Annotated in this window: 21 protein-coding genes and 1 riboswitch; of the genes, 7 read left to right on the top strand and 14 right to left on the bottom strand. The window is 67.4% G+C overall.

Going from position 1 to position 23,585, the window contains the following annotated elements; all coding sequences use genetic code 11:
• The first annotated feature begins 34 nt into the window (after positions 1 to 34).
• Complete coding sequence (rsmI, locus tag ACPTTC_RS01175) at positions 35 to 916, top strand: 16S rRNA (cytidine(1402)-2'-O)-methyltransferase (RefSeq protein WP_423391333.1); 882 nt, start codon at positions 35 to 37, stop codon at positions 914 to 916.
• Between the two features lie 109 nt (positions 917 to 1,025).
• Here rsmI and ACPTTC_RS01170 read toward each other — a convergent pair whose 3' ends face one another.
• On the bottom strand, positions 1,026 to 1,637 hold the full coding sequence (locus ACPTTC_RS01170; protein WP_423391332.1) for a septal ring lytic transglycosylase RlpA family protein: 612 nt from the start codon (positions 1,635 to 1,637) through the stop codon (positions 1,026 to 1,028).
• Between the two features lie 656 nt (positions 1,638 to 2,293).
• Between ACPTTC_RS01170 and ACPTTC_RS01165 the strand changes: the two genes are divergently transcribed.
• The 3 genes from ACPTTC_RS01165 to ACPTTC_RS01155 all read left to right on the top strand — a co-directional run bounded on the left by ACPTTC_RS01165 (position 2,294) and on the right by ACPTTC_RS01155 (position 4,144).
• On the top strand, positions 2,294 to 2,938 hold the full coding sequence (locus tag ACPTTC_RS01165) for an MBL fold metallo-hydrolase (protein ID WP_175958251.1): 645 nt from the start codon (positions 2,294 to 2,296) through the stop codon (positions 2,936 to 2,938).
• Complete coding sequence (locus ACPTTC_RS01160) at positions 2,935 to 3,594, top strand: exonuclease (protein WP_423391331.1); 660 nt, start codon at positions 2,935 to 2,937, stop codon at positions 3,592 to 3,594. Before ACPTTC_RS01165 ends, ACPTTC_RS01160 begins: the two co-directional genes overlap by 4 nt.
• Before the next feature lie 79 nt (positions 3,595 to 3,673).
• Positions 3,674 to 4,144, top strand: a complete 471-nt coding sequence (locus ACPTTC_RS01155) for an Lrp/AsnC family transcriptional regulator (RefSeq protein ID WP_006477376.1) — start codon at positions 3,674 to 3,676, stop codon at positions 4,142 to 4,144.
• Between the two features lie 48 nt (positions 4,145 to 4,192).
• Here ACPTTC_RS01155 and ACPTTC_RS01150 read toward each other — a convergent pair whose 3' ends face one another.
• From ACPTTC_RS01150 to ACPTTC_RS01140, 3 genes are all read right to left on the bottom strand, one after another.
• Positions 4,193 to 5,350, bottom strand: a complete 1,158-nt coding sequence (locus ACPTTC_RS01150) for a cation diffusion facilitator family transporter (protein ID WP_423391330.1) — start codon at positions 5,348 to 5,350, stop codon at positions 4,193 to 4,195.
• A 241-nt stretch (positions 5,351 to 5,591) separates the two neighbouring features.
• Positions 5,592 to 5,885: an H-NS family nucleoid-associated regulatory protein gene (locus ACPTTC_RS01145; protein WP_006491875.1), complete on the bottom strand. Its 294-nt coding sequence runs from the start codon at positions 5,883 to 5,885 to the stop codon at positions 5,592 to 5,594.
• A 366-nt stretch (positions 5,886 to 6,251) separates the two neighbouring features.
• Positions 6,252 to 6,911: a HugZ family protein gene (locus ACPTTC_RS01140; protein WP_423391329.1), complete on the bottom strand. Its 660-nt coding sequence runs from the start codon at positions 6,909 to 6,911 to the stop codon at positions 6,252 to 6,254.
• Between the two features lie 282 nt (positions 6,912 to 7,193).
• Here ACPTTC_RS01140 and ACPTTC_RS01135 point away from each other — a divergent pair, with 282 nt between their 5' ends.
• Positions 7,194 to 8,369 (top strand): MFS transporter, encoded by a 1,176-nt coding sequence (locus ACPTTC_RS01135; protein WP_423393301.1) that lies wholly within the window; start codon positions 7,194 to 7,196, stop codon positions 8,367 to 8,369.
• A gap of 88 nt (positions 8,370 to 8,457) precedes the next feature.
• Here ACPTTC_RS01135 and ACPTTC_RS01130 read toward each other — a convergent pair whose 3' ends face one another.
• The gene (locus ACPTTC_RS01130) at positions 8,458 to 9,600 is read right to left on the bottom strand and encodes a branched-chain amino acid ABC transporter substrate-binding protein (RefSeq protein ID WP_226199408.1); all 1,143 of its coding nucleotides are present in this window, start codon (positions 9,598 to 9,600) and stop codon (positions 8,458 to 8,460) included.
• 416 nt (positions 9,601 to 10,016) lie between these two features.
• A complete protein-coding gene (locus tag ACPTTC_RS01125; RefSeq protein WP_423391328.1) occupies positions 10,017 to 11,096 on the bottom strand; it encodes an NAD(P)H-dependent flavin oxidoreductase in 1,080 nt (359 codons plus the stop codon).
• Between the two features lie 222 nt (positions 11,097 to 11,318).
• Between ACPTTC_RS01125 and ACPTTC_RS01120 the strand changes: the two genes are divergently transcribed.
• Together ACPTTC_RS01120 and ACPTTC_RS01115 are read left to right on the top strand one after the other, a co-directional pair.
• Positions 11,319 to 12,011, top strand: coding sequence for a dienelactone hydrolase family protein (locus ACPTTC_RS01120; RefSeq protein WP_175958258.1), 693 nt, complete (start codon positions 11,319 to 11,321; stop codon positions 12,009 to 12,011).
• A gap of 80 nt (positions 12,012 to 12,091) precedes the next feature.
• The gene (locus tag ACPTTC_RS01115; RefSeq protein ID WP_423391327.1) at positions 12,092 to 13,570 is read left to right on the top strand and encodes an amidase; all 1,479 of its coding nucleotides are present in this window, start codon (positions 12,092 to 12,094) and stop codon (positions 13,568 to 13,570) included.
• An 89-nt stretch (positions 13,571 to 13,659) separates the two neighbouring features.
• Here ACPTTC_RS01115 and metF read toward each other — a convergent pair whose 3' ends face one another.
• The 8 genes from metF to flhB all read right to left on the bottom strand — a co-directional run bounded on the left by metF (position 13,660) and on the right by flhB (position 23,290).
• The gene (metF, locus tag ACPTTC_RS01110) at positions 13,660 to 14,490 is read right to left on the bottom strand and encodes a methylenetetrahydrofolate reductase [NAD(P)H] (protein ID WP_175969896.1); all 831 of its coding nucleotides are present in this window, start codon (positions 14,488 to 14,490) and stop codon (positions 13,660 to 13,662) included.
• Between the two features lie 25 nt (positions 14,491 to 14,515).
• Complete coding sequence (locus ACPTTC_RS01105; protein WP_011882923.1) at positions 14,516 to 14,869, bottom strand: phage holin family protein; 354 nt, start codon at positions 14,867 to 14,869, stop codon at positions 14,516 to 14,518.
• Positions 14,870 to 15,031: 162 nt separating this feature from the next.
• On the bottom strand, positions 15,032 to 16,450 hold the full coding sequence (gene ahcY / locus ACPTTC_RS01100) for an adenosylhomocysteinase (RefSeq protein ID WP_423391326.1): 1,419 nt from the start codon (positions 16,448 to 16,450) through the stop codon (positions 15,032 to 15,034).
• Between the two features lie 32 nt (positions 16,451 to 16,482).
• Positions 16,483 to 16,598, bottom strand: a riboswitch (S-adenosyl-L-homocysteine riboswitch).
• Between the two features lie 98 nt (positions 16,599 to 16,696).
• The gene (locus ACPTTC_RS01095; RefSeq protein ID WP_006484033.1) at positions 16,697 to 17,431 is read right to left on the bottom strand and encodes an RNA polymerase sigma factor FliA; all 735 of its coding nucleotides are present in this window, start codon (positions 17,429 to 17,431) and stop codon (positions 16,697 to 16,699) included.
• A gap of 22 nt (positions 17,432 to 17,453) precedes the next feature.
• Positions 17,454 to 18,272 carry a MinD/ParA family protein gene (locus tag ACPTTC_RS01090; protein ID WP_423391325.1) on the bottom strand — a complete coding sequence of 273 codons (819 nt, stop codon included), beginning with the start codon at positions 18,270 to 18,272 and terminating at the stop codon, positions 17,454 to 17,456.
• Positions 18,265 to 20,001, bottom strand: coding sequence for a flagellar biosynthesis protein FlhF (gene flhF, locus ACPTTC_RS01085; RefSeq protein WP_423391324.1), 1,737 nt, complete (start codon positions 19,999 to 20,001; stop codon positions 18,265 to 18,267). Before flhF ends, ACPTTC_RS01090 begins: the two co-directional genes overlap by 8 nt.
• Positions 19,998 to 22,097, bottom strand: a complete 2,100-nt coding sequence (gene flhA / locus ACPTTC_RS01080; RefSeq protein WP_423391323.1) for a flagellar biosynthesis protein FlhA — start codon at positions 22,095 to 22,097, stop codon at positions 19,998 to 20,000. Before flhA ends, flhF begins: the two co-directional genes overlap by 4 nt.
• Positions 22,094 to 23,290, bottom strand: a complete 1,197-nt coding sequence (gene flhB / locus ACPTTC_RS01075; protein ID WP_423391322.1) for a flagellar biosynthesis protein FlhB — start codon at positions 23,288 to 23,290, stop codon at positions 22,094 to 22,096. The genes flhA and flhB overlap by 4 nt, the downstream gene beginning before the upstream one ends.
• Positions 23,291 to 23,585 lie beyond the last annotated feature (295 nt).

The raw sequence follows: 23,585 nt of genomic DNA, 5'->3' as shown, positions 1-23,585 counted from the left end.
TCCGCCTGCGCCGCGATTGCGCGCATTGCCTGCCATGACTGCCCTCCTCGAACTCGCGCATACGCAGCACTACCCGAGCGCCGCGCTCTACGTGGTCGCCACGCCGATCGGCAACACCGCCGACATCACGCTGCGCGCACTGCACGTGCTCGGCCTCGCCGATCGCATCGCGGCCGAAGACACCCGCAACACGGGCCAGCTGCTCGCCCGCTACGGGATCTCGAAGCCGCTCGTCGCCGTGCACGAGCACAACGAACGCGAAGCTGCGCAACGCGTGGTCGAACTGCTGCGCGCCGGCGAACGCGTGGCCTACGTGTCGGACGCCGGCACGCCCGGCATCTCGGACCCCGGCGCGCGGCTCGTCGACGCGGTGCGCGCCGCCGGCTTCGCGGTGATCCCGCTGCCGGGCGCGAGCGCGGCGGTGACCGCGCTGAGCGTGGCCGGCGACTGGGCCGGCGCGTTCACGTTCGCGGGCTTCCTGCCGCCGAAGGCCAAGCAGCGCGCGACCGCGCTGCAGGCGCTGGTATCGCACCCGTATGCACTGGTGTTCTACGAAGCGCCCCACCGGATCGCCGAAACCGTCGCCGCGCTTGCCGATGTGTTCGGCCCCGCGCGCCGGCTGCTGATCGCGCGCGAACTCACCAAGCTACACGAGCAGTTGTTCCAGGGCACCCTGGCCGAAGGACAGACCTGGCTCGCCGGCGATGCGAACCGGCAGCGCGGCGAGTTCGTGCTGGTCGTCGAAGGCGCGCCGGCGACGAGCGGCGAAGCCGACGTCACCGCGCACGACGCGCTGCTCAAGCTGCTGCTGGAAGAGGTGCCGGTGAAGAGCGCGGCCAAGCTCGCGGCCGCGCTGACGGGCGCGTCGCGCAACACACTGTATGCGCGAGCGCTTGCGCTGAAGGATGAGCGCTGACGCGCGAGCCGGCCGGCACCGGAAAACCGGCGCCGGCATCGCGCGTCGCTGGAAAGACAAAGGGCTGCCCGAGGGCAGCCCTTTTGCATGAGCGGACGGATCCGCCGCGTTACTTCGTCGAGACCGACGCGAGCATCTCGTCGCGTGCCTCGCGCGCTTCCTGCGGCGACAGCCCTTCGATCTTCACGCGGCCCGTGCCGGCGTGCACGAGGCCGATCAACTTGGCGGCCGCATACGACAGGTCGAGCACGCGGCCGCGCTTGAACGGCCCGCGATCGTTGACCTTCACGACGACCCATTTGCCGGTCGACGCGTTCGTCACCTTGATGTACGACGACAGCGGCAGCGTGCGGTGCGCGGCAGTGAGCGCGTTCATGTTGAAACGCTCGCCGTTCGCGGTGCGGCGACCGTGGAAATCCCGCCCGTACCAGGAGGCGCGCCCCGTCTGGCGGAAGTCGGACACATCCTTGCCGTCGATCGGCTCGGCGTCGGCCAGCGACGGCTTCTTCGCGTCCTTGCTGTCGGCAGCCGGCATCGATGCCAGCGCGGAATCGAAATTCAGTTGCTGCTTGTCGTTGTCCGCCTTGGCGGCAGCGGCCGTCTTGTCGACCGCGTTCTTCTGGTTCGCGCTACCGGTGGTCTGGCTGGGTGGCACCGCACAGCCCGTCAACGCAAAAAATAATGCAATGGTCCCGAATCGACTCGGAAATCGTACGTTCATCGACGTGTCGCCTTCTGGTTCGGGCCGCTCCTTCACGACGCTGCTTCACAGCGCACATACGCGGCCCGGACGGCAAATGCGTGCACGCCCCGCTCGGATACGAGCAGGCGGCTAGCATGGGCGCGGCTTTCGTCTATGCCGCAACCGTCCTGATTAGCTTTCACGTCTGGCGCAACCTGTCCCCAACAGCCTGACCAGACCCCACATGCCGCCATCGAACATGGCTTCACGTTCGCGCGCGTCGCTACGACCAACGCACAGGAACGGCGGCACAGGCCTCATCCGGCGGCGCGGCAGCAGGGCCGCAGGCGGGCGCGCAGCACCCGGCCGGACAAGACGTGAGCACCGAATGCTCGGTGCTGGATACACCGCCGGACTCCCCGGCGGCTGATGCTTGACGGTGATTTCGACGCCCCTTTTTAACGGGGCCGAAACACCAGCGAATTGCGTGAAATTCACGCGCAATGGGGCGCATTATACATAAATCAAAACGCCATCTCGAAAAGCGGCCCGGCCGGACCATTGATTCTCTCTATGGCGGTAACAATCGACATGCTCCGGGATTGCCCGGAGACACGCGTCGCGCGATGCACCACGCGGGCGGCAGGCAGCACGCGCGACCGGTACAATCGCTCCTTTTAGCCGCCGGTGCCTCCATGAAAGTCACGCTCATTCCGGTCACGCCGTTCCAGCAGAACTGCTCGCTGCTCGTCTGCGAGAAGACGGGCCGCGCCGCCGTCGTCGATCCGGGCGGCGACCTCGACCGGATCGAACAGGAAGTCGCGCGACAGAACGTGCAGGTCGAGAAGGTGCTGCTCACGCACGGGCACATCGATCACTGCGCGGGCGCGAAGACGCTCGCGACGCATTACGGCGTACCGATCGAGGGGCCGCAGGAAGAAGAGCGCTTCTGGATCGAGAAGCTGCCGATGCAAAGCGAACGCTTCGGCTTTCCGGCCGCCGACACCTTCGAGCCCGACCGCTGGCTGAACGACGGCGACACCGTGCGGTTCGGCGACGAGACGCTCGAGGTCTATCACTGCCCCGGCCACACGCCCGGCCATGTCGTGTTCTTCAGCCGCGCGCATCGCGTCGCCATCGTCGGCGATGTGCTGTTCGCCGGCTCGATCGGCCGTACCGATTTCCCGCGCGGCAATCACGAGGATCTCGTCCGCTCGATCAAGGAGAAGCTGTGGCCGCTCGGCGACGACGTGACGTTCGTGCCGGGCCACGGCCCGGTGTCGACGTTCGGCGACGAGCGCCGCACGAACCCGTTCGTGTCCGACAAGGTGTTCGGATGAACCAGACCGCCATCCAGGAAATCTACGTCAGCACCGATGTCGAGGCCGACGGCCCGATTCCCGGCCCGCACTCGATGCTGAGCTTCGCGTCGGCCGCCTACACCGAGGACAAGCAGCTGATCGCGACGTTCTCGGCCAACCTCGAAACGCTGCCGGGCGCGCAAGCGCACCCGGTGCAGGAAGCGTGGTGGAAGACCGAGCCCGAAGCATGGGCCGCGTGCCGGAAGGATTTGCAAGCGCCCGACGCAGCGCTGGTCGCGTACGTCGACTGGGTCGAGGCGCTGCCCGGCAAGCCGGTGTTCGTCGCGATGCCGGCCGGCTTCGATTTCACGTTCATGTTCTGGTACATGATGCGCTTCGCCGGGCGCTGCCCGTTCTCGTGGTCGGCGCTCGATATCAAGACGCTCGCGTTCGCGATGACGGGCCTGCCGTACCGCAAGGCGATCAAGCCGCGTTTTCCGAAGCACTGGTTCGACGACCATCCGCACACGCACGTCGCGCTCGACGACGCGATCGAGCAAGGCGCGCTGTTCTGCAACATGCTGGCCGACCTGCGCCGCCAGCAGGCCGCGATCGCGGGCCTCGCGGTATCGGACACCGATCGATCGGAAAACGCAGGGGCGGGACAAAACCCCACTGATCCGCGAGCAAATTAGCGAATCTTGCTCAACAACGCGACGCCTGATTGCCTTTCCTTTCCCGGCCCTCTAACATTCAGCGTGTTGTAGTTGCCGCATGGAGGCGCAGGTGACGCTCGATTCCTTTTCGCAAAAAATCCTTCGCCTGTTGCAGCTCGACGCGCGCCGTTCGGTCCAGGAAATCTCGGACCAGGTCGGCCTGTCGAGCACGCCGTGCTGGCGCCGCATCAAGGACATGGAACAGTCGGGCGTGATCCAGCGCTACACGGCGCTGCTCGATCGCGAGAAGCTCGGCCTGCACGTCTGCGCGCTCGCGCACGTGCACCTGACCCGCCACAACGAAGGCGGCGTCGAGCAGTTCGAGCGCGAGATCGCGACCTGCCCGGAAGTCACCGAGTGCTACAGCACGACCGGCGAAGCCGATTACATCCTCAAGATCGTCGCGCCGGACATCAAGGCCTACGACGTGTTCCTGCACGAACGCATCTTCAAGATCCCTGCCGTGTCGCAGGTGCGCACGAGCGTCGTGCTACGCGAAATCAAGTTCGACACGCAACTGCCGCTGTAACGCACCGGCACGCGCTGGCGGCCGAACGTCGCGCGTGCCCGCGGCAGGTCACGCCTGCGCGGACATCGTGCGCGTGAAGCCGATCCGGCGCGCGCCGAACTCGCGCTTCAACGCATCGGCGTCGAGCCGGCCGGCCAGCGCCGCGTCGGTGTCGTGCGGATCGCAGGCAAGCGTCACGTCGATCTCGAGCCCCGTACTCAGGTAATGCAGGTTGATTGCCGCCGCACGCAACCCGCGCTGCGCGAGCGCCGCCTCGAGCCGTGCCGCGATCTCGCCGCGCGGCGGCAGCGCGAGCGCGGGACGGCGCGCCGCGTCGTTCTCCGGGTCGACGTGGATCAGCGCATCGAGCACGCGCGAGTCGGTCAGCACGCGCGCACGCGCGGTCTCGGCGATGTAGTGCCCTTCGGAGACGGAGATTTTCGGATCGACCAGGATGTGCGCGTCGACGAGCGCGGCATCGCCCATCTTGCGCGTGCGCAGGTCGTGCACGTCGCGCACGCCGGGCGTCGCCGCGAGCAGCGCGCGGATCTCGGCCGTATCGGTCGTATCGAGCGCACGGTCGGAGAGGTCCTGCAACGCGTCATAGCCGAACGTCCAGCCCATGCGCGCGACCATGAAGCCGACGATCGCCGCCGCGATCGGGTCGAGCAGTTTCACGCCGGCCAGGCTGCCGACGATGCCGATCGCGACGACGAGCGACGATGCGGCATCCGAGCGCGCATGCCACGCGTTCGCGACGAGCATCGCCGAGCGCACGCGCCGCGCTTCGCGCAGCATGTAGCGAAACAGCGCCTCTTTCGACACGAGCACCGTCAGCGCGACGAGCAGCGCGGAAAAATGTATCGCCGGAATGTTTTCAAGATTAACGAGACGGTCGCCGGCCCGCCAGAGCATGCCGACGCCGACCGCAATCAGGATCGCGCCGAGAAACAGCGATGCGACGGTCTCGTAGCGGCTGTGTCCGTAATTGTGGTCGGCATCCGGCGATGCGCCGCTATGTCGATTCGCAACCAGCACGACAAAATCCGAGATCAAATCTGAAACCGAATGTACCCCGTCAGCAATCAACGCCTGCGAATGCGCAATCACGCCGACGACGATCTGAAATGTCGCAAGCACGACATTCAGCACAATACTGACGAACGTGCTCTTGCGTGCAACCGCGTGCTTATCTGCGCTCTGCGCGTCGCCGGAAAACGTGGACATGAAATATGGGATATCGGTGTGCGATACCCAATTCTATCAAGGGCACCCCGTGAACCGTGCCAATACCCACAAATTTCTTATTTAAATCAATCGCTTATGCGAACGGGTCGCATTTCCATTCACAGCGGATCATTACATTTTCATGACAGCGCGATGGGCGTGGCGGCCGCCGAAAACAAAAAAGCCGCGCTCCTTAACGGACACGCGGCTCTTTTGAAGAGCAGGTAATTTAAACAAACGTTTAAATTGCGAACTGCTCGCGGTTCTTGCCCGCGATCCAGCGCGGCGGCTTGCCGCGGCCCGACCACGTCGCGCCCGTTTCCGGATCGCGGTATTTCGCGGCAACACCTGCACGCGGACGGCCAACCTTGCCTGCCTTCGCGCGGCTGAGACCGAGTTCGGCGAGCGAAAAGCCGTAGTCGGCGATTTTCTGCTTCACGTCATTCAGCACTTCAGCGTATTCACGCGACTTCGCTTCTTCGATTTGCTTCTCCAGCTTCTCCCGCTGGGCCAGCAGGTCCTTGTAAGAAGACATAGTTTCCCTTTCTATCTGACCAATGGCGCCGGTCTGCAGCCAGCTCACCATTCATGAAATATATGTGCCTCGGATTTTTGAAGGCAGAGATTAGCACAAAAAAGATTTGATAGAAGCGAGATTCATGAAAATCCCGAGCTCAATTGAAATTCACGTGTGTCATTTTGACCGGTCGCGGCCTTTTCTCAAATTTTCACGTTCCTACACAGAGATTAGGACATTAGCCATTTCCTATTAAGTCTATCAACATACGCAATTACCCTGCATTCAAAAAAATCGAAGCTTTCATCAGACGACAGCTTTGCGAAAATCGGATGGCGCGACTCGCCAAACGAACAAGGCGCGGACAAGCCGGCATCCGCGACGTCAGGTCACGTCTCGCGCGCGTGCAATCAGCCGCTCGCGCAATTCGCCCGCATCGGCCAATGGCGTATCGAACGGCGTACGCACGCGGCGGCCGTCATGTCGCCAGTCGGCGCCGTGGCGATCGACACCGAGCAATTCGAGCCCGTCGCGGCGCGCATCGCCAGCATCGTACGCGTCCCATAACGCCCGTTCCTCGTCGAACGCGAGCGGCGGCAGCCCATCGAGATGCGTGCCGTCGACCCAGCCCATGCGCCCGAAACCGCCGATATAGCGCAGCCGCTCGACGTCGAGCGCCCAGAACGTGAAATCGCCGAGCGCGAGATAGCGCGCGGCGTCCGGCTCATAACGACAGTAGCGCGCGGTGACGTGCGGATCGTCGCCGAGCGGCACGAACCGGCCGAGCAGCGTCGCGCGCTCGGCATTCAGCACATCGCCGCCGGGTGCGTCGACGACGAGGAAGCCCGCGCGCGGATCGGCGGCCAGATTGCGCGTGTGCTCCGCGAGGCCGCTCACGAGGATCACGGGACGATGGCTTGCATCGGGTGCAAACGGGACGACCGTCGGATACGGGAAACCCTGCGGATCGCGCGAATGGGTGGCGAGCGTGCCGAGCGCGCAGCGGTGCAGCAGATGCACGGCGAGAGCGGGATCGATGTTCAAGAGGACTCCTGCGGTCGAAGGGTGGCGCGCCGGGCACGCCATGCGCTTCGATGTTACCCGCGGGCGCGCCGCGCCGCGCATCGTCCGAACGGCCTATGCGGCCGAACGCGGGTCGCCGGGCAATCGCCGGATCATCGGCCAAACGGCCATCGCCCGGCACGATCGTAAGCGGTTCGATAGAATCGGACGGATCCGACGGGCGCCGCGTGCGCCCGTGCATGACTTTTGACGAGCGTTGCCGTGTCCGAATCCTCCTCCCCCGAATCGTCGTCCCCGTTCGCCATGCCGCCCGACGCGCATCGCGTGCTGTCGCTTCCGGCCCGCCAGCGGGCGCGCGCGGCGTCGATGGCGCTGTTCTTCGTCGCCGGCATGATGTTCGCGTCGTGGGGCGTGCACGTGCCGACCGTGCGCGACAAGTTCGCGCTGAGCCCCGGGCTGCTGTCGATCGCGCTGTTCGCGGTCGCCGTCGGCTCGATCGCCGCGATGCTGACCATCGCGCGCTGGATCGCGCGCGTCGGCTCGCGCACCGCGTGCCTCGCGGGCGGGCTCGTGATGTCGGCCTGCGCGGCGCTGATCCTCGTCGTGCCCGACTACCCGATGCTGCTCGCCGTGCTTGCGCTGTTCGGCTTCTCGATGGCGACGCTCGACGTCGCGATGAACGCCGAGGCCAGCGCGGTCGAAATCGCGATCGGCAGGCCGATCATGTCGTCGCTGCACGGCATGTTCAGCATCGGCGGGATGGCAGGCGCGGCCGCCGGCGGCGCGCTGCTGTCGGCCGGCATGGCGCCGGCCGTGCATCTCGCGCTCGCGGCGGCGACCAGCGCGACGGTGCTCGTGGTCGCCAGCCCGGCCGTGCTGCCGCATGTGCCGCACCACGAACACGCGCACGGCGGCGGCAACCGCTGGCGCTCGCCGGCGTTGTGGATGCTCGGCGGCATCGCGCTCGTCGCGCTGATCGCCGAAGGCGCGATGTACGACTGGGCGACGGTCTACATGCGCGACGTCGTCGCGGCGAGCCCCGCGCTCGCCAGCGCCGCCTATGCCGCGTTCTCGGGCGGGATGGCCATCGCGCGCTTCGCGGGCGACGCCGTGCGCGCCCGCTTCGGCGCCCCGCAGCTCGTGTTCGCGAGCGCGTCGCTCGCCTGCGCGGGGATGATCGGCGCGCTGCTGCTGCCGTATCCGGCCACGGTGCTGATCGGCTTCACGCTGATGGGTCTCGGCCTCGCGAACATGATGCCGGTGCTGTTCGCGGCCGCCGCGCGCGTGAAAGGCATCCACGCGGCCGAAGGGCTCGCGCACGTGGCCGGGCTCGCGTATTTCGGCATGCTGTTCGGTCCGGTCGTGATCGGCGCCGTCGCGCAGGCCGCGAACCTGACGATCGGCCTGTCCGTCGTCGCGCTGTGCGCGGCGCTCGTCGCGGCCGTCGCGCCGAAGGTGCTCGCGCGGCTGAAGATCTGACGGGGCGCGGCGGGCGCCGGCCCAAAAAGAAAGCGCGCATGCGTTGCCGCATGCGCGCTTTCACCCCTTCTGTTGACCGCTTGTCGGGTTACATCTTCACTTCGTCGAGCAGCGACTTCTTGCCGTTCTTGTAGTTGTACAGCGAGATCACGCCGTGCTGCAGGTCGCCCTTCGAGTCGAAGGTCGTCGTGCCGATCACGCCCGAGTAGTTCGTCGACGGCATCGCGGCGAGGATCTTCGCCGGATCCGTCGAGTTCGCGCGCTTCATCGCATCGACGATGATGTACACGGCGTCATACGTGAACGGTGCGTAGATCTGGATCGGCTGGCCGAAGCGCTTCTCGTACTTCGCCTTGAACGCTGCGCCGCCCGCCATCTTCTCGAGCGAAGCACCGGCTTCCGAGCACACCACGTTGTCGGTCGCGTCGCCGGCCAGGTCGGCCAGCTTTTCCGTGCACACGCCGTCGCCCGCGAAGATCTTCGCGCGCAGGCCGAGCTGCTTCGCCTGTTTCGCGAACGGGCCGCCGGTGGCGTCCATGCCGCCGTACATGATCGCGTCCGGATTCTCACCCTTGATCTTGGTCAGAATCGCGCGGAAGTCGACCGCCTTGTCGTTCGTCGCGTCATGCGACATCACCTTCAGGCCGAGCGCCTTGGCCTTCTTCTCGAACTCGTTCGCGAGACCCTGGCCGTACGCGGTCGAATCGTCGACCACGGCCACGCTCTTGATGCCCTTCGAGTGCGCGTAGTTCGCGAGTGCCGGGCCCTGCTGCGCATCGGTGGCCACCACGCGGTACGTGGTCTTGAAGCCCTGCTGCGTGTAGGCCGGGTTGGTCGCCGACGGCGAGATCTGCACGATGCCCGCATCGCTGTAGATCTTCGAGGCCGGGATCGACGTGCCCGAGTTCAGGTGGCCGACCACCGCGACGACCTTGTCGTCGACGAGCTTCTGCGCGACCTGCGTGGCCTGCCGCGGGTCAGCGGCGTCATCCTGCGGGTCGAGTTGCAGCGTGATTTTCTGGCCGCCGATCGTGAGACCCTTCGCGTTGATCTCCTCGACTGCAAGACGCGCACCGTTCTCGTTGTCCTTGCCCAGGTGTGCAATGCCGCCCGTCAAGGGCGCGACGTGGCCGATCTTGACGACTTGATCGGCGGCCGCGTTGCTTGCAGCTGCAACGCACAGCATCGCCGCAGCGGTGATCGGCAGCAGCTTTTGCATCTTGATATTCATGTAAGTCTCCAGTTTCGGTCCCAATAAACGCCATCGCCCGGTGCCCCGCTGCCATCCCTGTGTTTGCAATCACTGGACGATTCGCCGGTTGCATCGTTCATGCACTTGGCATCAAGCACGTGAAAACCGCCGCTTTTAGCAGCCGCCCGTCCGTACTTGCGCGCAAGTGTAGGTGATCAAATTAATTTGTGGGACTTTTTTGGGGTAGTGGTAACACTACCGATATGCGTACTTTGGAATGATGACTCGAACATCGCTGCAAGCCCCGCCTGATAAGGGTTTCCGCTAATTATCGGCGGCCTGCCGAAAGGTCGTTTCAAAACATTCCGGGGGCATTTCGATTCGGTATTTTGTGCCCGTGATCATTGAGTGAAACGCGCGTGACAACGCGCGTTTCATCGTCCGATATGAACGATTCAGGCCGCCACCGCACGCCATTCGGCATCGAGCGCGTCAACGAGCTGCGATGTCGTCAGCGCGTCGCCGCGCCGTCGCGCGAGCGGTGCGCCCTGCCCGGCCCACAGCGACAGGTAGTCGCCGTTGTTGGCGCGTGCGGCGGCCTGGCGCAGCGGCTGCGTCAGCGCGTTCTGCACCGGGTACGGCGCGACGTCGGCCATGCGCTCGCCGAGCCGCGCCATCAGCGTGTTGCGCAGCCCGCGCGCGTGGCGGCCGGTGATCGCGCGCGTGACCTGCGTCGACGTATCTGCGCTCGCGAGCAGGCGCGCCTTCCAGTCCGCCGCGATCGCGCTTTCCGTGCAGGTGAGAAACGCGGTGCCGAGCTGTGCGCCCTGCGCGCCGAGTGCGAGCGCGGCCGCGATCCCGCGGCCGTCCATGATGCCGCCCGCGGCAAGCACGGGCAGGCCGGTCGCGTCGACCAGTTGCGGCACGAGCGCGAGCGTACCGATCAGCGCGTCATCGGCGGAACCGATGAACGTGCCGCGATGGCCGCCCGCCTCGGCGCCTTGCGCGGACAGCGCGTCGGCGCCGGCCGCCTGCCATGCGAGCCCCTCGGCCACGTGCGTCGCCGTGCCGATCACGTAGGTGCCGGCGGCCTTCAGGCGCGCGACGTCGGCGGCATCGAGCACGCCGAACGTGAAGCTCGCCACGGGCACGCGCAACGCCACGAGTGCATCGAGCTGCGCGCGAAAGTCGGGGGCGTAGCGCGCGGGCGCGGTGCCCGGCGGCAATCCGAGCGCCGCGTTCAGCGGGTCGATCGCGGCCAATGCGCGGGTGACGGTCGCCGCGTCGGGCGCGGCGTCCGGCTGCACGAACAGGTTGATCGCGAACGGGCGATCGGTCGCCGCGCGAATGGCTTCGACTTCGGACGCGAGGCGCTCGGGCGCGAACGCGCCGGCGCCGAGACTGCCTAGCGCGCCGGCATTCGAGGCGGCGGCGACCATCGCGGTCGTGGTCGCGCCGACCATCGGCGCCTGCACGAGCGGCAGGCGCAGGCCGAAGCGTTCGGAAAAAGGCGTGGAAAACAGACGGGCAGACATGGCGAATCCTTCGATGACGATGCGCGAAAGCGCTTTGTAAAGGCCGGCACATCGACTCTATCGAAGTGGCGCAGCGCCGAAAAATGAATAATCGAGATCGAAACGATCGCTGCGCGAGAAGCGGGCGCGTACCCTGCAATGACACGGGATCGGTGGCACACTCTAGGGCCTGTTCCACCCCGGGGGGCGCATCGCGCACCCCGTTCGCCAGGAGTTCAGAACGTGACTGCCCAATGGATCGACATCCCCACCGGTAACGACAGCTTCGGCGGCTATCTCGCACTGCCCAAGCGCGGCAAGGGCCCTGCCGTCATCATCATCCAGGAGATCTTCGGCGTGAACTCGCACATCCGCGCGGTCGCCGACCAGTACGCCTCCGACGGCTTCGTCGCGCTCGCGCCGGACGTGTTCTGGCGCACGCAGCCGCGCGTCGAGCTGACCTACGAAGGCGCGGATCGCGACAAAGGCATCGAGCTGATGAAAAAGACCGACGTGGGTCTCGCGGTCGCGGACATCGGTGCGGCCGCCGATGCGTTGCGCGCGCGCCCCGAAGTGGCCGGCAAGATCGCCGCGATCGGTTACTGCTTCGGTGGCCAGCTCGCGTACCGCGCGGCCGCGACCGGCAAGATCGATGCGGCAGTGGCTTACTACGGCGGCGGCATCCAGAACGCGCTCGACCTCGCCGGCAAGGTCACGCAGCCGATCCTGTTCCACTACGCGGAAAACGACCATGGAATCCCGCTCACGGCCGTCGAACAGGTGAAGGCCGCATTCGCCGGCCACGGCCATGCGTCGTTCCATGTGTATCCGGGCGCCGAGCACGGCTTCAACTGCACGGACCGCGCGTCGTACAACCAGCGCGCGTCGGCGCTCGCGCACGGCCGCACGCTGACCTTCCTCGCCGAGCACCTCTAAAAACGGCCGGCCGCGGGCCCGCGCACCGGGCCCGCGTTATGCTGCCGTCATCGCCACGGGTCACAACGGGGGTGACTGCGATGCACTCGGACTATCTCGCGCATGACGCGATCGGCCTCGCCACGCTGGTACGCGAACGCAAGGCGAGCCCGCGCGAACTGCTCGACGCCGCGATCCGCCAGGCCGAAGCGGTCAACAGCGCGATCAACGCGATCGTGCTGCAGGACTACGAAGCCGCACGCCAGCGTGCGGCCGCCACACCCGACGGCGGCGCCGACGCGCCGTTCGCCGGCGTCCCCTATCTCGTGAAGGATCTCGGCGCGGCGGTGGCCGGGCTGCCGCTGTCGATGGGCAGCCGGCACTACCGGTATTTCGTGCCCGCCGACGATTCGCCGGTGATCGCGCGAAGCCGCGCGGCCGGTCTCAACGTGTTCGGCAAGACCAACACGTCGGAGATCGGCCAGATGCCGTACACGGAACCCGAGCTGTTCGGCGCGTGCCGCAACCCGTGGAGTCTCGATCACACGCCCGGCGGCTCGAGCGGCGGCGCGGCGGCGGCCGTCGCGGCCGGCATCGTGCCGATCGCGCATGCGTCCGACGGCGGCGGCTCGATCCGCATTCCGGCATCGTGCTGCGGGCTGTTCGGACTGAAGCCGAGCCGCAACCCGGTACTCGTCGACCTGCCTTCGAACGGCGAGCTGGTCGTCCAGCATGCGGTCACGCGCAGCGTGCGCGACAGCGCGCTGCTGCTCGACGTGACGACCGGCCAGACCTTGCCGGCCGGCTCGCCCGGCACGTTCCTCGGCGAGCTCGACACGCCGCCCGGCCCGCTGCGGATCGGCCTCGTGCTCGACCCGATGCTCGCGCCGGCGCTCGCCGGCGACACGCGCGCGGCGCTCGACGACGCGGCCGCGCTGCTCGAATCGCTCGGCCACCATGTCGAGCCGGCGACGCTGCACGTCAACTACGCGCGCGCGGCCGAAACCTTCCTCACGCTATGGGCGACGATCGCCGAGGAGATGGTGCTCGGCGCGCGCGCGCTGACCGGCCGCACGCCGAAGCGCGGCGAATTCGAGGCCGCGACGTGGGCGATGGCCGTGGTCGGCAGGCGCCTCGCGCGCACGCGCCTGCCGGACGTGCTCGAATGGCAGCGCCAGCTCACGGTGCAGGTGGCCGGCCTCGTGTCGCGCTACGACGCGATCCTGTGCGCGTCGCTCGCGGGCCCGCCGGTGAAGATCGGCGAGTTGCAGCCGACGCCGTTCGAATCGGCGCAGATGAAGGTGCTCGCCGCGCTGCCGGTGAAGCCGCTGCTGAAGGAAATGCTCGCGAAGTCGTCGGAAAAGGCGTTCAAGTGGGCCGGCTGCACCGAGCTGTTCAACCTGACCGGCCAGCCGGCAATGTCGGTGCCGCTCTACTGGAACGCGCGCGGGCTGCCGATCGGCGTGCAGTTCGCCGCGCGCCACACCGACGACGGGCTGCTGCTCAGGCTCGCCCGGCAGCTCGAACTGGCGCGGCCGTGGTTCGACCGCCGCCCGCCGCTGATGCAGGCGCAGCGCTGACGCACGCGGCCCCGCTCCGCAGGCCACGAAAAAAAGCCCCGCCGGCACAAACCGGCGGGGCTTTTCCCTATGCAATCGCGTGAGCGCGCTTACACGACGAGCCGTTCACAGATCGTCCGCGTCGCGGCCGCCGTGTTCAGCGTATAGAAGTGCAGCCCGGGCACGCCCGCGTCGACCAGACGCTGGCACAGGCTCGTGACGACGTCCGCGCCGAACGCGCGGATCGACTCGCGATCGTCGCCGAAACTCTCGAGCCGGCGCGCGACCCAGCGCGGCACTTCGGCGCCGCACATCTCGGAGAAGCGCATCAGCTGCGAGAAGTTCGTGATCGGCATGATGCCCGGCACGATCGGCACGTCCACGCCCAGCTTGCGCGCATCGTCGACGAAGCGGAAATACGCGTCGGCGTTGAAGAAGTATTGCGTGATCGCGGAATTCGCGCCGGCTTTCACCTTGCGCGCGAAATTCTCGAGATCGGCCTTCGGCGAGCGTGCTTGCGGATGGTACTCGGGATAGCCGGCGACCTCGATGTGGAACCAGTCGCCATGCTCGGCGCGGATGAAGCTGACGAGCTCGGACGCATAGCGCAGCTCGCCGACCGCGCCCATCCCGGACGGCAGGTCGCCGCGCAGCGCGACGATATGCCGGATGCCGTACGAGCGGTACTGGTCGAGGATCGCACGCAGGCTGTCGCGCGACGAGCCGATGCACGACAGGTGCGGCGCGGCCTCGAGGCCGTCCTTCTGCATGTCGAGCACGGTATCGAGCGTGCCCTGCTGCGTCGAGCCGCCGGCGCCGAACGTCACGGAGACGAATTTCGGCTTCAGCGGCAGCAGTTGCGCACGCGTGGCGCGCAGCTTCTCGACGCCTTCCGCCGTCTTCGGCGGGAAGAATTCAAACGAGAGTTCGATCGGTTTCATGATTCGGTGGGAACAGGCTCAGGCCTCAGCCGATGTCGCGCTGACCGAAGATCAGTGCGGACAGCAGCCACGACACGATGCTGTACAGGATCGAACCGAAGAACGCGGACCAGAAGCCCGACACCTCGAAGCCCTTCAGCAGCGACGACGCGAACCAGAAGCACAACGCGTTCACGACGAGGATGAACACCCCGAGCGTGACGATCGTGACAGGCAGCGTCAGCAGGATCAGCACCGGGCGGATCACCGTGTTGATCAGGCCGAGCACGACCGCCACGATCAGCGCCGTGCCGAAGCTCTTGATGTGGATCGACGGCACGAGGTACGTGATGATCAGCAGCGCGAGCGCGTTGATGACCCAGGTGAGGATGACGCTCATGGAGTGCTCCGGTTCGGTTGTCGATCGGTACGATCAGTAGCCGCCGCCGGCTGCCGCGGGTGCCCGAAGGCGCGCCGCGGCAGCCGGCGATCCGGCGCCGTGCCGCCGTACCGTGGGCACGTCGGCGACGCGCGCACGGCACCGCGGCAGCGGCGCATCGGATCAGTAGCGGTAGTGGTTCGGCTTGAACGGGCCATCCTTCTGCACACCGATGTACGAAGCCTGCTCGTCCGACAGCACGGACAGGTTCGCGCCGATGCGCGCGAGGTGCAGGCGTGCGACCTTTTCATCGAGGTGCTTCGGCAGCACGTACACCTTGTTCTCGTACTCGCCGCCGCGCACGAACAGCTCGATCTGCGCAAGCGTCTGGTTCGCGAACGAGTTCGACATCACGAACGACGGGTGGCCGGTCGCGCAGCCGAGGTTCACGAGGCGGCCTTCCGCCAGCAGGATGATGCGCTTGCCGTCCGGGAAGATGATGTGGTCGACCTGCGGCTTGATGTTTTCCCACTGGTACTGACGGGTCGACGCGACGTCGATTTCCGAGTCGAAGTGACCGATGTTGCAGACGATCGCGTTGTGGCGCATCGCCTTCATGTGATCGTGGTTGATCACGTGGTAGTTGCCGGTCGCCGTCACGAAGATGTCGGCCTTGTCGGCCGCGTATTCCATCGTCACGACGCGGTAGCCTTCCATCGCCGCCTGCAGCGCGCAGATCGGGTCGATTTCGGTGACCCACACGGTCGCGCCCAGGCCGCGCAGCGACTGCGCGCAGCCCTTGCCCACGTCGCCGTAGCCCGCGACGACCGCGACCTTGCCCGCGATCATCACGTCGGTCGCGCGCTTGATGCCGTCGACCAGCGATTCGCGGCAGCCGTACAGGTTGTCGAACTTCGACTTCGTGACCGAATCGTTCACGTTGAACGCCGGGAACGGCAGGCGGCCGTCCTTTTCCATCTGGTACAGGCGGTGCACGCCGGTCGTGGTTTCCTCGGTCACGCCCTTGATGTGCGCGAGGCGCGTCGAGTACCAGGTCGGGTCCGCGTCGAGGTGCTTCGCGATCGACTTGTACAGCGCGACTTCTTCCTCGTTGGTCGGCTTCGCGATCACCGAACGGTCCTTCTCGGCCTTCGCGCCGAGGATCAGCAGCAGCGTTGCGTCGCCGCCGTCGTCCAGGATCATGTTCGCGAATTCGCCGTTCGGCCATTCGAAGATGCGGTGCGAGAACTCCCAGTATTCGTCGAGCGATTCGCCCTTGAACGCGAACACCGGCGTGCCGGCTTCGACGATCGCGGCGGCGGCATGGTCCTGCGTCGAGAAGATGTTGCACGAGGCCCAGCGGACGTCCGCGCCGAGCGCCTTCAGCGTCTCGATCAGCACGCCCGTCTGGATCGTCATGTGCAGCGAACCGGCGATGCGCGCGCCCTTCAGCGGCTGCTGTGCCTTGTATTCGTCACGGATCTGCACGAGGCCCGGCATTTCGGTCTCGGCGATATTCAGTTCCTTGCGGCCCCAGCCGGCCAGCGCCATGTCGGCGACGACGTAATCGTTGGAAGCTTTGGAATCGATCATGGCGTTCATCACGCCCTCCTTTCTAAAAAGTTTCTAGATTGGTGACGTGAGCGCCGTTCAGGAAGCGGAACCGGCGCGGTTGTGCCGCGCGGCTGCTTGGTGAAGCCTTCCGAGCCTGGCGGACGCAGGATGGTCCGTCGCAACGCTCCTCGGAAAGCGGAGAGGATTGTAGCAAATCGGCGCGCAGAATGCGCAAGCGCGGCGCACACACGACGCAAGCGCGCGGCGCCGTCGCGCGCGGCCGTCAGGAAAGGGTCAGGACTCCGCGCCGACCCACGCCTGTTCGCGCAGCCGCGCGCGCAGGCGCGCGACGGCCTGGCTGTGCAGCTGGCACACGCGCGATTCGCTCACTTCGAGCACCGCGCCGATCTCGCGCAGATTCAGACCCCGTTCGTAGTACAGCGACATCAGCAGCTTCTCGCGCTCCGGCAGCCGCTCGATCGCCTCGACGAGCGCTTCGCGCAGGTGCTCGTCGAGCAGCGCCGACAGCGGATCGGCGTGATCGACGCGGTAGCGGTCGAGGAACGGCTCGTCGTCGGCCGCACGGTCGAAATCCTCGTAGTAGATCAGCTGGCTGCCGTGCAGGTCCTGCAGCATCCCCTGGTATTCGTCGAGCGGCATGTTCAGGTGCTGCGCGATCTCGGTCTCGCTCGCCGAGCGGCCGAGATGCTGCTCGACCTGGTGCACCGCGTGCTCGACCTCGCGCGACGTCTTGCGCAGGCTGCGCGGCAGCCAGTCGTTGCTGCGCAGCTCGTCGAGCATCGCGCCGCGGATGCGCTGCGTCGCGTAGGTCTCGAACTGCGCGCCCTGGTCTTCCTTGTAGCGGCCGGCCGCGTCCATCAGGCCGATCATGCCGGCCTGGATCAGGTCGTCGAGGTCGACGCTCGCCGGCATCTTCGCGACGAGCTGCAGCCCGAGGCGTCGCACGAGCGGCGCATATTGCGCGAGCACGTCGGCCTGGGACATCTTTCCTTGAGCGTTGTACATCATGGCTCTCTCCTTCCGGTGGCCCTCACGCGGCGTGTGCCGCGCCCGCCTCATACGACGGCTTGCCGCCCGCGTGCACGGCGCGGCCCGCTCCCGAATGCGGGCGCATCGGCCAGTACAGCAGGTCGGCGGCAATCTGCCGGTAGTCGCGCGCGGCAGCCGACGACGGGAACGCGTCGACCACGACACGCATCAGCTCGCGTGCGTGCTCGACGAGCGGATCGGCGCTCACGCAGCCCGCGTCGGCGATCGACACCGTCAGGTAGCGGCTCGCGACGCCCGCGAGGTTGTCGAACGCGACCTTCGCGTCCGCGTGGCTGCCGACGTGATTGGTCAGCACGCGGAACTGCGCGAGCGCATGCGCGAAATGCAGCCGCTTCATGCACGCGTACGCCTCGGTGATCGCCTGCGCGGCGACCCGCGTGACGACCAGCACGTCGTGCGCTTCACGTGCGAGCGTCGAGAACGAACCGTCGGCGCCGAGCTGCGCGTCGACGAGGACGATGTCGGCCGGCCCGTCGATGAAATCGCTCAGTTGCGCATCGGTGTAGCCGGTGCGTGCGAGCCGCGCCGCGCCGCACAGGCCGAAGCCGGCCGCGACCCGCGTGCGTTCGCCGTCGCGCAGCCACGCGCCCGCCAGCGTCGCGCTGGCCGAATGCACGTCGGCACGCTCGTCGACGACGAGCACATCCTTGCCGAGCGACGCGAGCGCCGCCGCCAGGTTCACGACGGTGGACGTGCAGCCGACACCCGCCGGCCCGCCCGTCACCGCGACGATGCGCGACGCGCGCCCGGCCAGCAGGCGCCGCAGGCCTTCGGCCTGGTCGATGTTTCGTTTATCCAAATCGCACCTCGTGCAGCTCGGCGGTGGAACGTGCGGTCAGTGCGGAGAGCAGCGTCGGCATGTCCTCGTCTTGCGGCACGAAGGGCGAGCCGTCGCGCGGTACACAGAACGCGCTCTTCAGCAGGAATTTGGTCGACGCGACGTACAGGTTCTCCGGCACCTTCTGGCCGGTCGACACGTAATGGATCGGCAGCTTGTAGCGGATCACCGTGTCGAGCACGCCGCCGAGGTGGGTCGCCTCGTCGAGCTTCGTGAGGATGCAGCCGGCCAGGTCCGGATGCTCGCCCGCGCTGCGGTACGCCTGCACGACTTCGTTGAGCGTGTCGCCGTGGCTCGTCGCGTTGAGCAGCAGCAGGCGCTGCACCGGCGCGTTCGCCCCGTGCAGCATCGCGATCTGGTCGGATACCGCGCGGTCGCGCTGGCTCATGCCGATCGTGTCGATCAGCACGATGTGCTTGTTGCGCAGCTCGGACAGCGCGAGCGCGAGGTCGCCCGCATCCTTCACCGCGTGCACCGGCACGCCGAGGATCTTGCCGAAGATGCGCAGCTGCTCGTGGCCGCCGATCCGGTAGCTGTCGGTGGTCAGCAGCGCGACCTTGCTCGCGCCGAAGCGCATCACGCAGCGTGCGGCCAGCTTCGCGGTGGTGGTCGTCTTGCCGACGCCCGTCGGCCCCATCAGCGCGAACACGCCGCCGCGCTCCATCAGCGCATCCTCGCTTTCGAGCACCGGCAGGTTCGACGCGAGCACCGACTGCGCCCATGCGGCGGCCTGTTCGAAGGTCTGCGCGCCGTCGCCGGCCGGCATGTTGTCGACCAGCATCCGCACGAGCTGCGCGGAGAAACCGGCCGCGAACAGGTGCTTCGTCAGCGCACCATGCACGGCGCTGCGACGCTGGCGGTCGTGCCACAACAGGCTGTCGAACTGCTCTTCCATCATCCCGCGCAGTTCGCCGAGCTCCTGCATCACCGTATCGTTGACGATCCGCTCGATGCGCGACTTCACTGCGTCGGCCACCGCGGCCGCGGTGTCGTCGGACAGGCGCGTGCGCTCGGCCGTCTTCGCAGCATAGGCCGCGTTCGCGTTCGTGTCGGGCGCGCGGGCGGCGGCCGGCATCCGGCGTTCGGCGTCGCGCACGATGTCGCGCGCCCAGTCGGGCGGCGTCGCGCTCGCGGCGGCCCGCGGGGCAGGCGCGCTCGCCTGCGGCGCGGCGGGCGCCGCCTGCGCACGCGCCATCAGCGCGTCACGCTGCTGCGTCAGGCGCTTCGCGTGCTCGACGAGCCACGGTGCGGGTTCGGAGGCGGCGGCCGGGGCCGCGGCAGGCGGCGCTGCCGCAGCCAGCGCGTCGTCATCGATCGCCGACGGTTGCGCCGCCGAGTCGTCTGCCTCGGCGCTTGCGCCGAACACCGACGAGAACACGTCCGGCAGCCCGCCTTCACCTGCCGCATACGGATTGACCGTCGGGCGGGCCAGCGCCGCGCCCGGGCGCGACACGATGCCCGGCACCGCGGCGGCCGGCACGGATTCCGGCACGCGCGGCGCGGCGATGCGCGGGCGCGCCGCAGCCGGCGGCGTCACGGCGGCCAGGTCCGAATCAGCAAGCGCAACGATTTCCACGCTGCCGTCATCGAGCGTGCGGTTCGACAGCACGACCGCGTCGGCGCCGAGCGCCTCGCGCACGAGACGAAGTGCGTCGCGGCTCGTTGCGCCGGTGAATTTGCGAATGTTCAAGCGGAACCCCCGATGACGTTAACGACTTTGATCGTGCGTGTGTCCGGCACTTCGGCGTACGACAGCACTTTCAATTGCGGCAGGCTGCGGCGCAGGAAACGCGCGAGCATCGCGCGCAGCGCGTGCTGCACCAGCAGCACGGGCGGCAGCCCGAGATTCTGTTGACGCAGCATCGCCTGTTGCGTGCCGGTCAGAAGGTTGTGCGCGAGGCCGGGTTCGAGACCCGGGTTCGCGCCGGTGGCGAGCGCCTGCGACAGCACGCGCTCGAGATTCGAGTCGAGGCCCATCACCTGCATCTCGCCTGCGCCCGGATACCACTGCTGCGTGATCGCGCGGCCGAGCGCCAGCCGCACGGCGGCCGTGATCTCGAACGCGTCGCCGCGGCCCGCGTGTTCGGACACGGCCTCGAGGATCGTGCGCATGTCGCGGATCGGCACGCCTTCCTCGAGCAGGTTCTGCAGCACCTTCTGCAGGGTCGTCAGCGAGATCGTCTTCGGGATGAGGTCCTCGACGAGCGACGGCGCGTCCTTGCCGGTGCGCTCGACGAGCGACTGCACTTCCTGGCGGCCGAGCAGCTCGGCCGCGTGCTGGACGACCAGATGATTCAGGTGCGTCGCGACGACCGTGCTCGCGTCGACCACCGTGTAGCCGTACACCTGCGCCTGTTCGCGCATCGCGACGTCGATCCACACGGCCGGCAGCCCGAACGCGGGATCCTGCGTGACGGCGCCCGGCAGCGCGGCCGTCACCTGGCCGGGGTTGATCGCGAGCCACTGGCCCGGGAACACTTCGCCGACACCGATCTCGACACCCTTCAGCGCGATCCGGTACGCGTTCGGCCGCAGCTCGAGGTTGTCGCGGATATGGATCACCGGCGGCAGGAAGCCGATTTCCTGCGCGAATTTCTTGCGGATGCTCTTGATGCGCTTGAGCAGTTCGCCGTCGCTGTTCTTGTCGACGAGCGGGATCAGCCGGTAACCGACTTCCAGCCCGAGCGGGTCGATCAGCTGCACGTCGTCCCAGGTCGCCTCGTGGCTGTCCGCCGGCAGCACCGCGGGCGGCGCGATGTCGGTCAGGTCGCCGGCCGCCTTGCGGGCCGCCGCGCGCTTGGTCTGCGTGCGGGCCAGCCAGATCGCGCCGCCGCCGAGCGCGAGGAACGCGAAGTGCGGCATGCCGGGGATCAGCCCCATCAGCCCGATGATCGCGCCGGTGATGTTCAGCACGCGCGGGTTCGTGAACAGCTGGCCGGTGATCTGCGTGCCGATGTCCTCGTCGGTCGCGACGCGCGACACGATCACGCCCGCCGCGGTCGAGATCACGAGCGACGGGATCTGCGCGACGAGGCCGTCGCCGATCGTCAGCAGCGTGTAGTTCGTGCCGGCCGCGGCGAACGTCATGTCGTGCTGGACCATCCCGACGATCAGCCCGCCGATCACGTTGATCGCCATGATGATCAGGCCGGCGATCGCGTCGCCGCGCACGAACTTCGACGCGCCGTCCATCGACCCGTAGAACTCGGCTTCCTGCGACACGGCCAGGCGGCGCTTGCGGGCCTGCTCTTCGTTGATGAGGCCCGCGTTCAGGTCGGCGTCGATCGCCATCTGCTTGCCGGGCATCGCATCGAGCGTGAAGCGCGCGGACACTTCGGCGATCCGCCCCGCGCCCTTCGTGATCACCATGAAGTTGATGATCATCAGGATCACGAACACGACGATACCGACCGCGAAGTTGCCGCCGACGAGGAAGTGGCCGAATGCCTCGATCACCTGGCCGGCCGCGTCCGGGCCCGTGTGGCCTTCGAGCAGCACGACGCGCGTCGACGCGACGTTCAGCGACAGGCGCAGCAGCGTCGAGAACAGCAGCACGCTCGGGAACGCCGCGAAGTCGAGCGGCTTCATCGTGTACATGCTGACGAGCAGCACCATCACCGACAGCGCGATGTTGAACGTGAACAGCAGATCCAGCAGCAGCGGGGGCAGCGGCAGGATCATCATCCCCAGGATCATGCAGATGAGGATCGGGCCCGCGAGCGCGCGCAGGTTGGTGCCCGCGAACGGGTTCGGGCGCTTCGCGAACAGGCCGGTCGGGGTGCTCATGCCGCACCTGCCTTGCCGAGCGTGTCTTCGGCTTCTTCGCGCTCGTCTTCGGCGGGCACCGACGCGCCCTTGTCGAGGTCGGCCGGCACCACCAGATCGACCGGCGCCGCCGGGAACGCGCCGCCTTCCGAGCGGAAGCGCTTGAGCTGGTAGACCCACGCGAGCACTTCGGCGACGGCCGAGTACAACGAGCCGGGAATCTCGCGTTCCAGTTCGACGTTGTGATACAGCGCACGCGCGAGCGGCGGCGCTTCGAGCAGCGGCACGTTGTGCTCGGCCGCGAGTTCGCGGATGCGCGCGGCGACGAGGTTCACCCCCTTCGCGACGACCTTCGGCGCGCGCATCTCGCCGTCCGTGTATTGCAGCGCGACGGCGAAGTGCGTCGGGTTCGTCACGACCACGTCGGCCTTCGGCACGGCCGCCATCATCCGGCGGCGCGCGATCGCGCGCTGCTGCTGGCGGATGCGCCCCTTCACGTGCGGATCGCCTTCGTTCTCGCGATGCTCGCGCTTCACTTCTTCCTTCGTCATGCGCAACTTCTTGTTGTACTGCCAGATTTGGTAAGGCACATCGAGTGCGGCGACCACCAGCATCCCGGCGACCGTCGTGCCGCAGCACACGGCGACCAGGTGCAGCGCATCGGGCAGCGCCGCGCCGAGCGGCTGCGTCGCGAGGCCGAGCAGTTCGTCCTTGCTGCGCCAGATCGCGATGCCGCCGATCCCGCCGACGACCAGCGTCTTCGCGAGCGACATCCCGAGCTGGATCGGCCCCTGGATCGAGAAGATCCGGCCGAGGCCGGAGATCGGGTTGAGGCGGTCGAACTTCAGCTCGAAGGTCTTCGACGAGATCAGCCAGCCGCCGAGCGCCATCGGCGCGAGCAGCGCGGCGACGCCGGTGAGCGCGAGGATCGGCAGCAGCGCGGCGAACCCTTCGAGGCTCGCGCTGCCGGCCGCCGACAGCATCCGGTTCGTGTCGAACGCGGTCGCGCGATCGAACGTGAACGCGCCGCGCAGCATCGCCTGCAGATGCCCGCCCGACGGGCCCGCGAGCAGCCAGGCGCCATAGAACCCGGCCGCGAGCAGCGCGAACGAAGCCAGCTCGCGCGAACGCGCGACCTGCCCCTCCTCGCGCGCCTTCTCGCGGCGCCTGGGAGTGGCGGCTTCGGTCTTGTCGAGATCGCTCTCGTCTGCCACGTGGCCTCCAGTCGGGTACGGCGGAATGCCGCTTTCCAGTGACACCGATTATTCATGGAGGCGTCAAACGCCGATCGGTCGAGCAAAGCCGGGAAAGGGGGGTATTTCGGGGAATCGGGCGAGCCGGCGCGAACGGGCCTGGAAGGGGGACGGAACGGTGTGCGGCGCGGCGGAAAAACGCGCCGATCAGTGCGTTCGCGGGGTGTCGGCTCCGGACCCAGCGGCGACGGCGTGAAGCGAGGAAGAAGCGCGGAAAGGGAGAAGCGGTGAAACGGCCTGGCGGGTGCGACGCGAA

The organism is Burkholderia mycopellens, assembly GCF_964265025.1.
GTDB lineage: Bacteria > Pseudomonadota > Gammaproteobacteria > Burkholderiales > Burkholderiaceae > Burkholderia.
The sequence above is the reverse complement of the archived record's forward strand: the minus strand, read 5'-3'. Positions and strand labels throughout refer to the sequence as shown.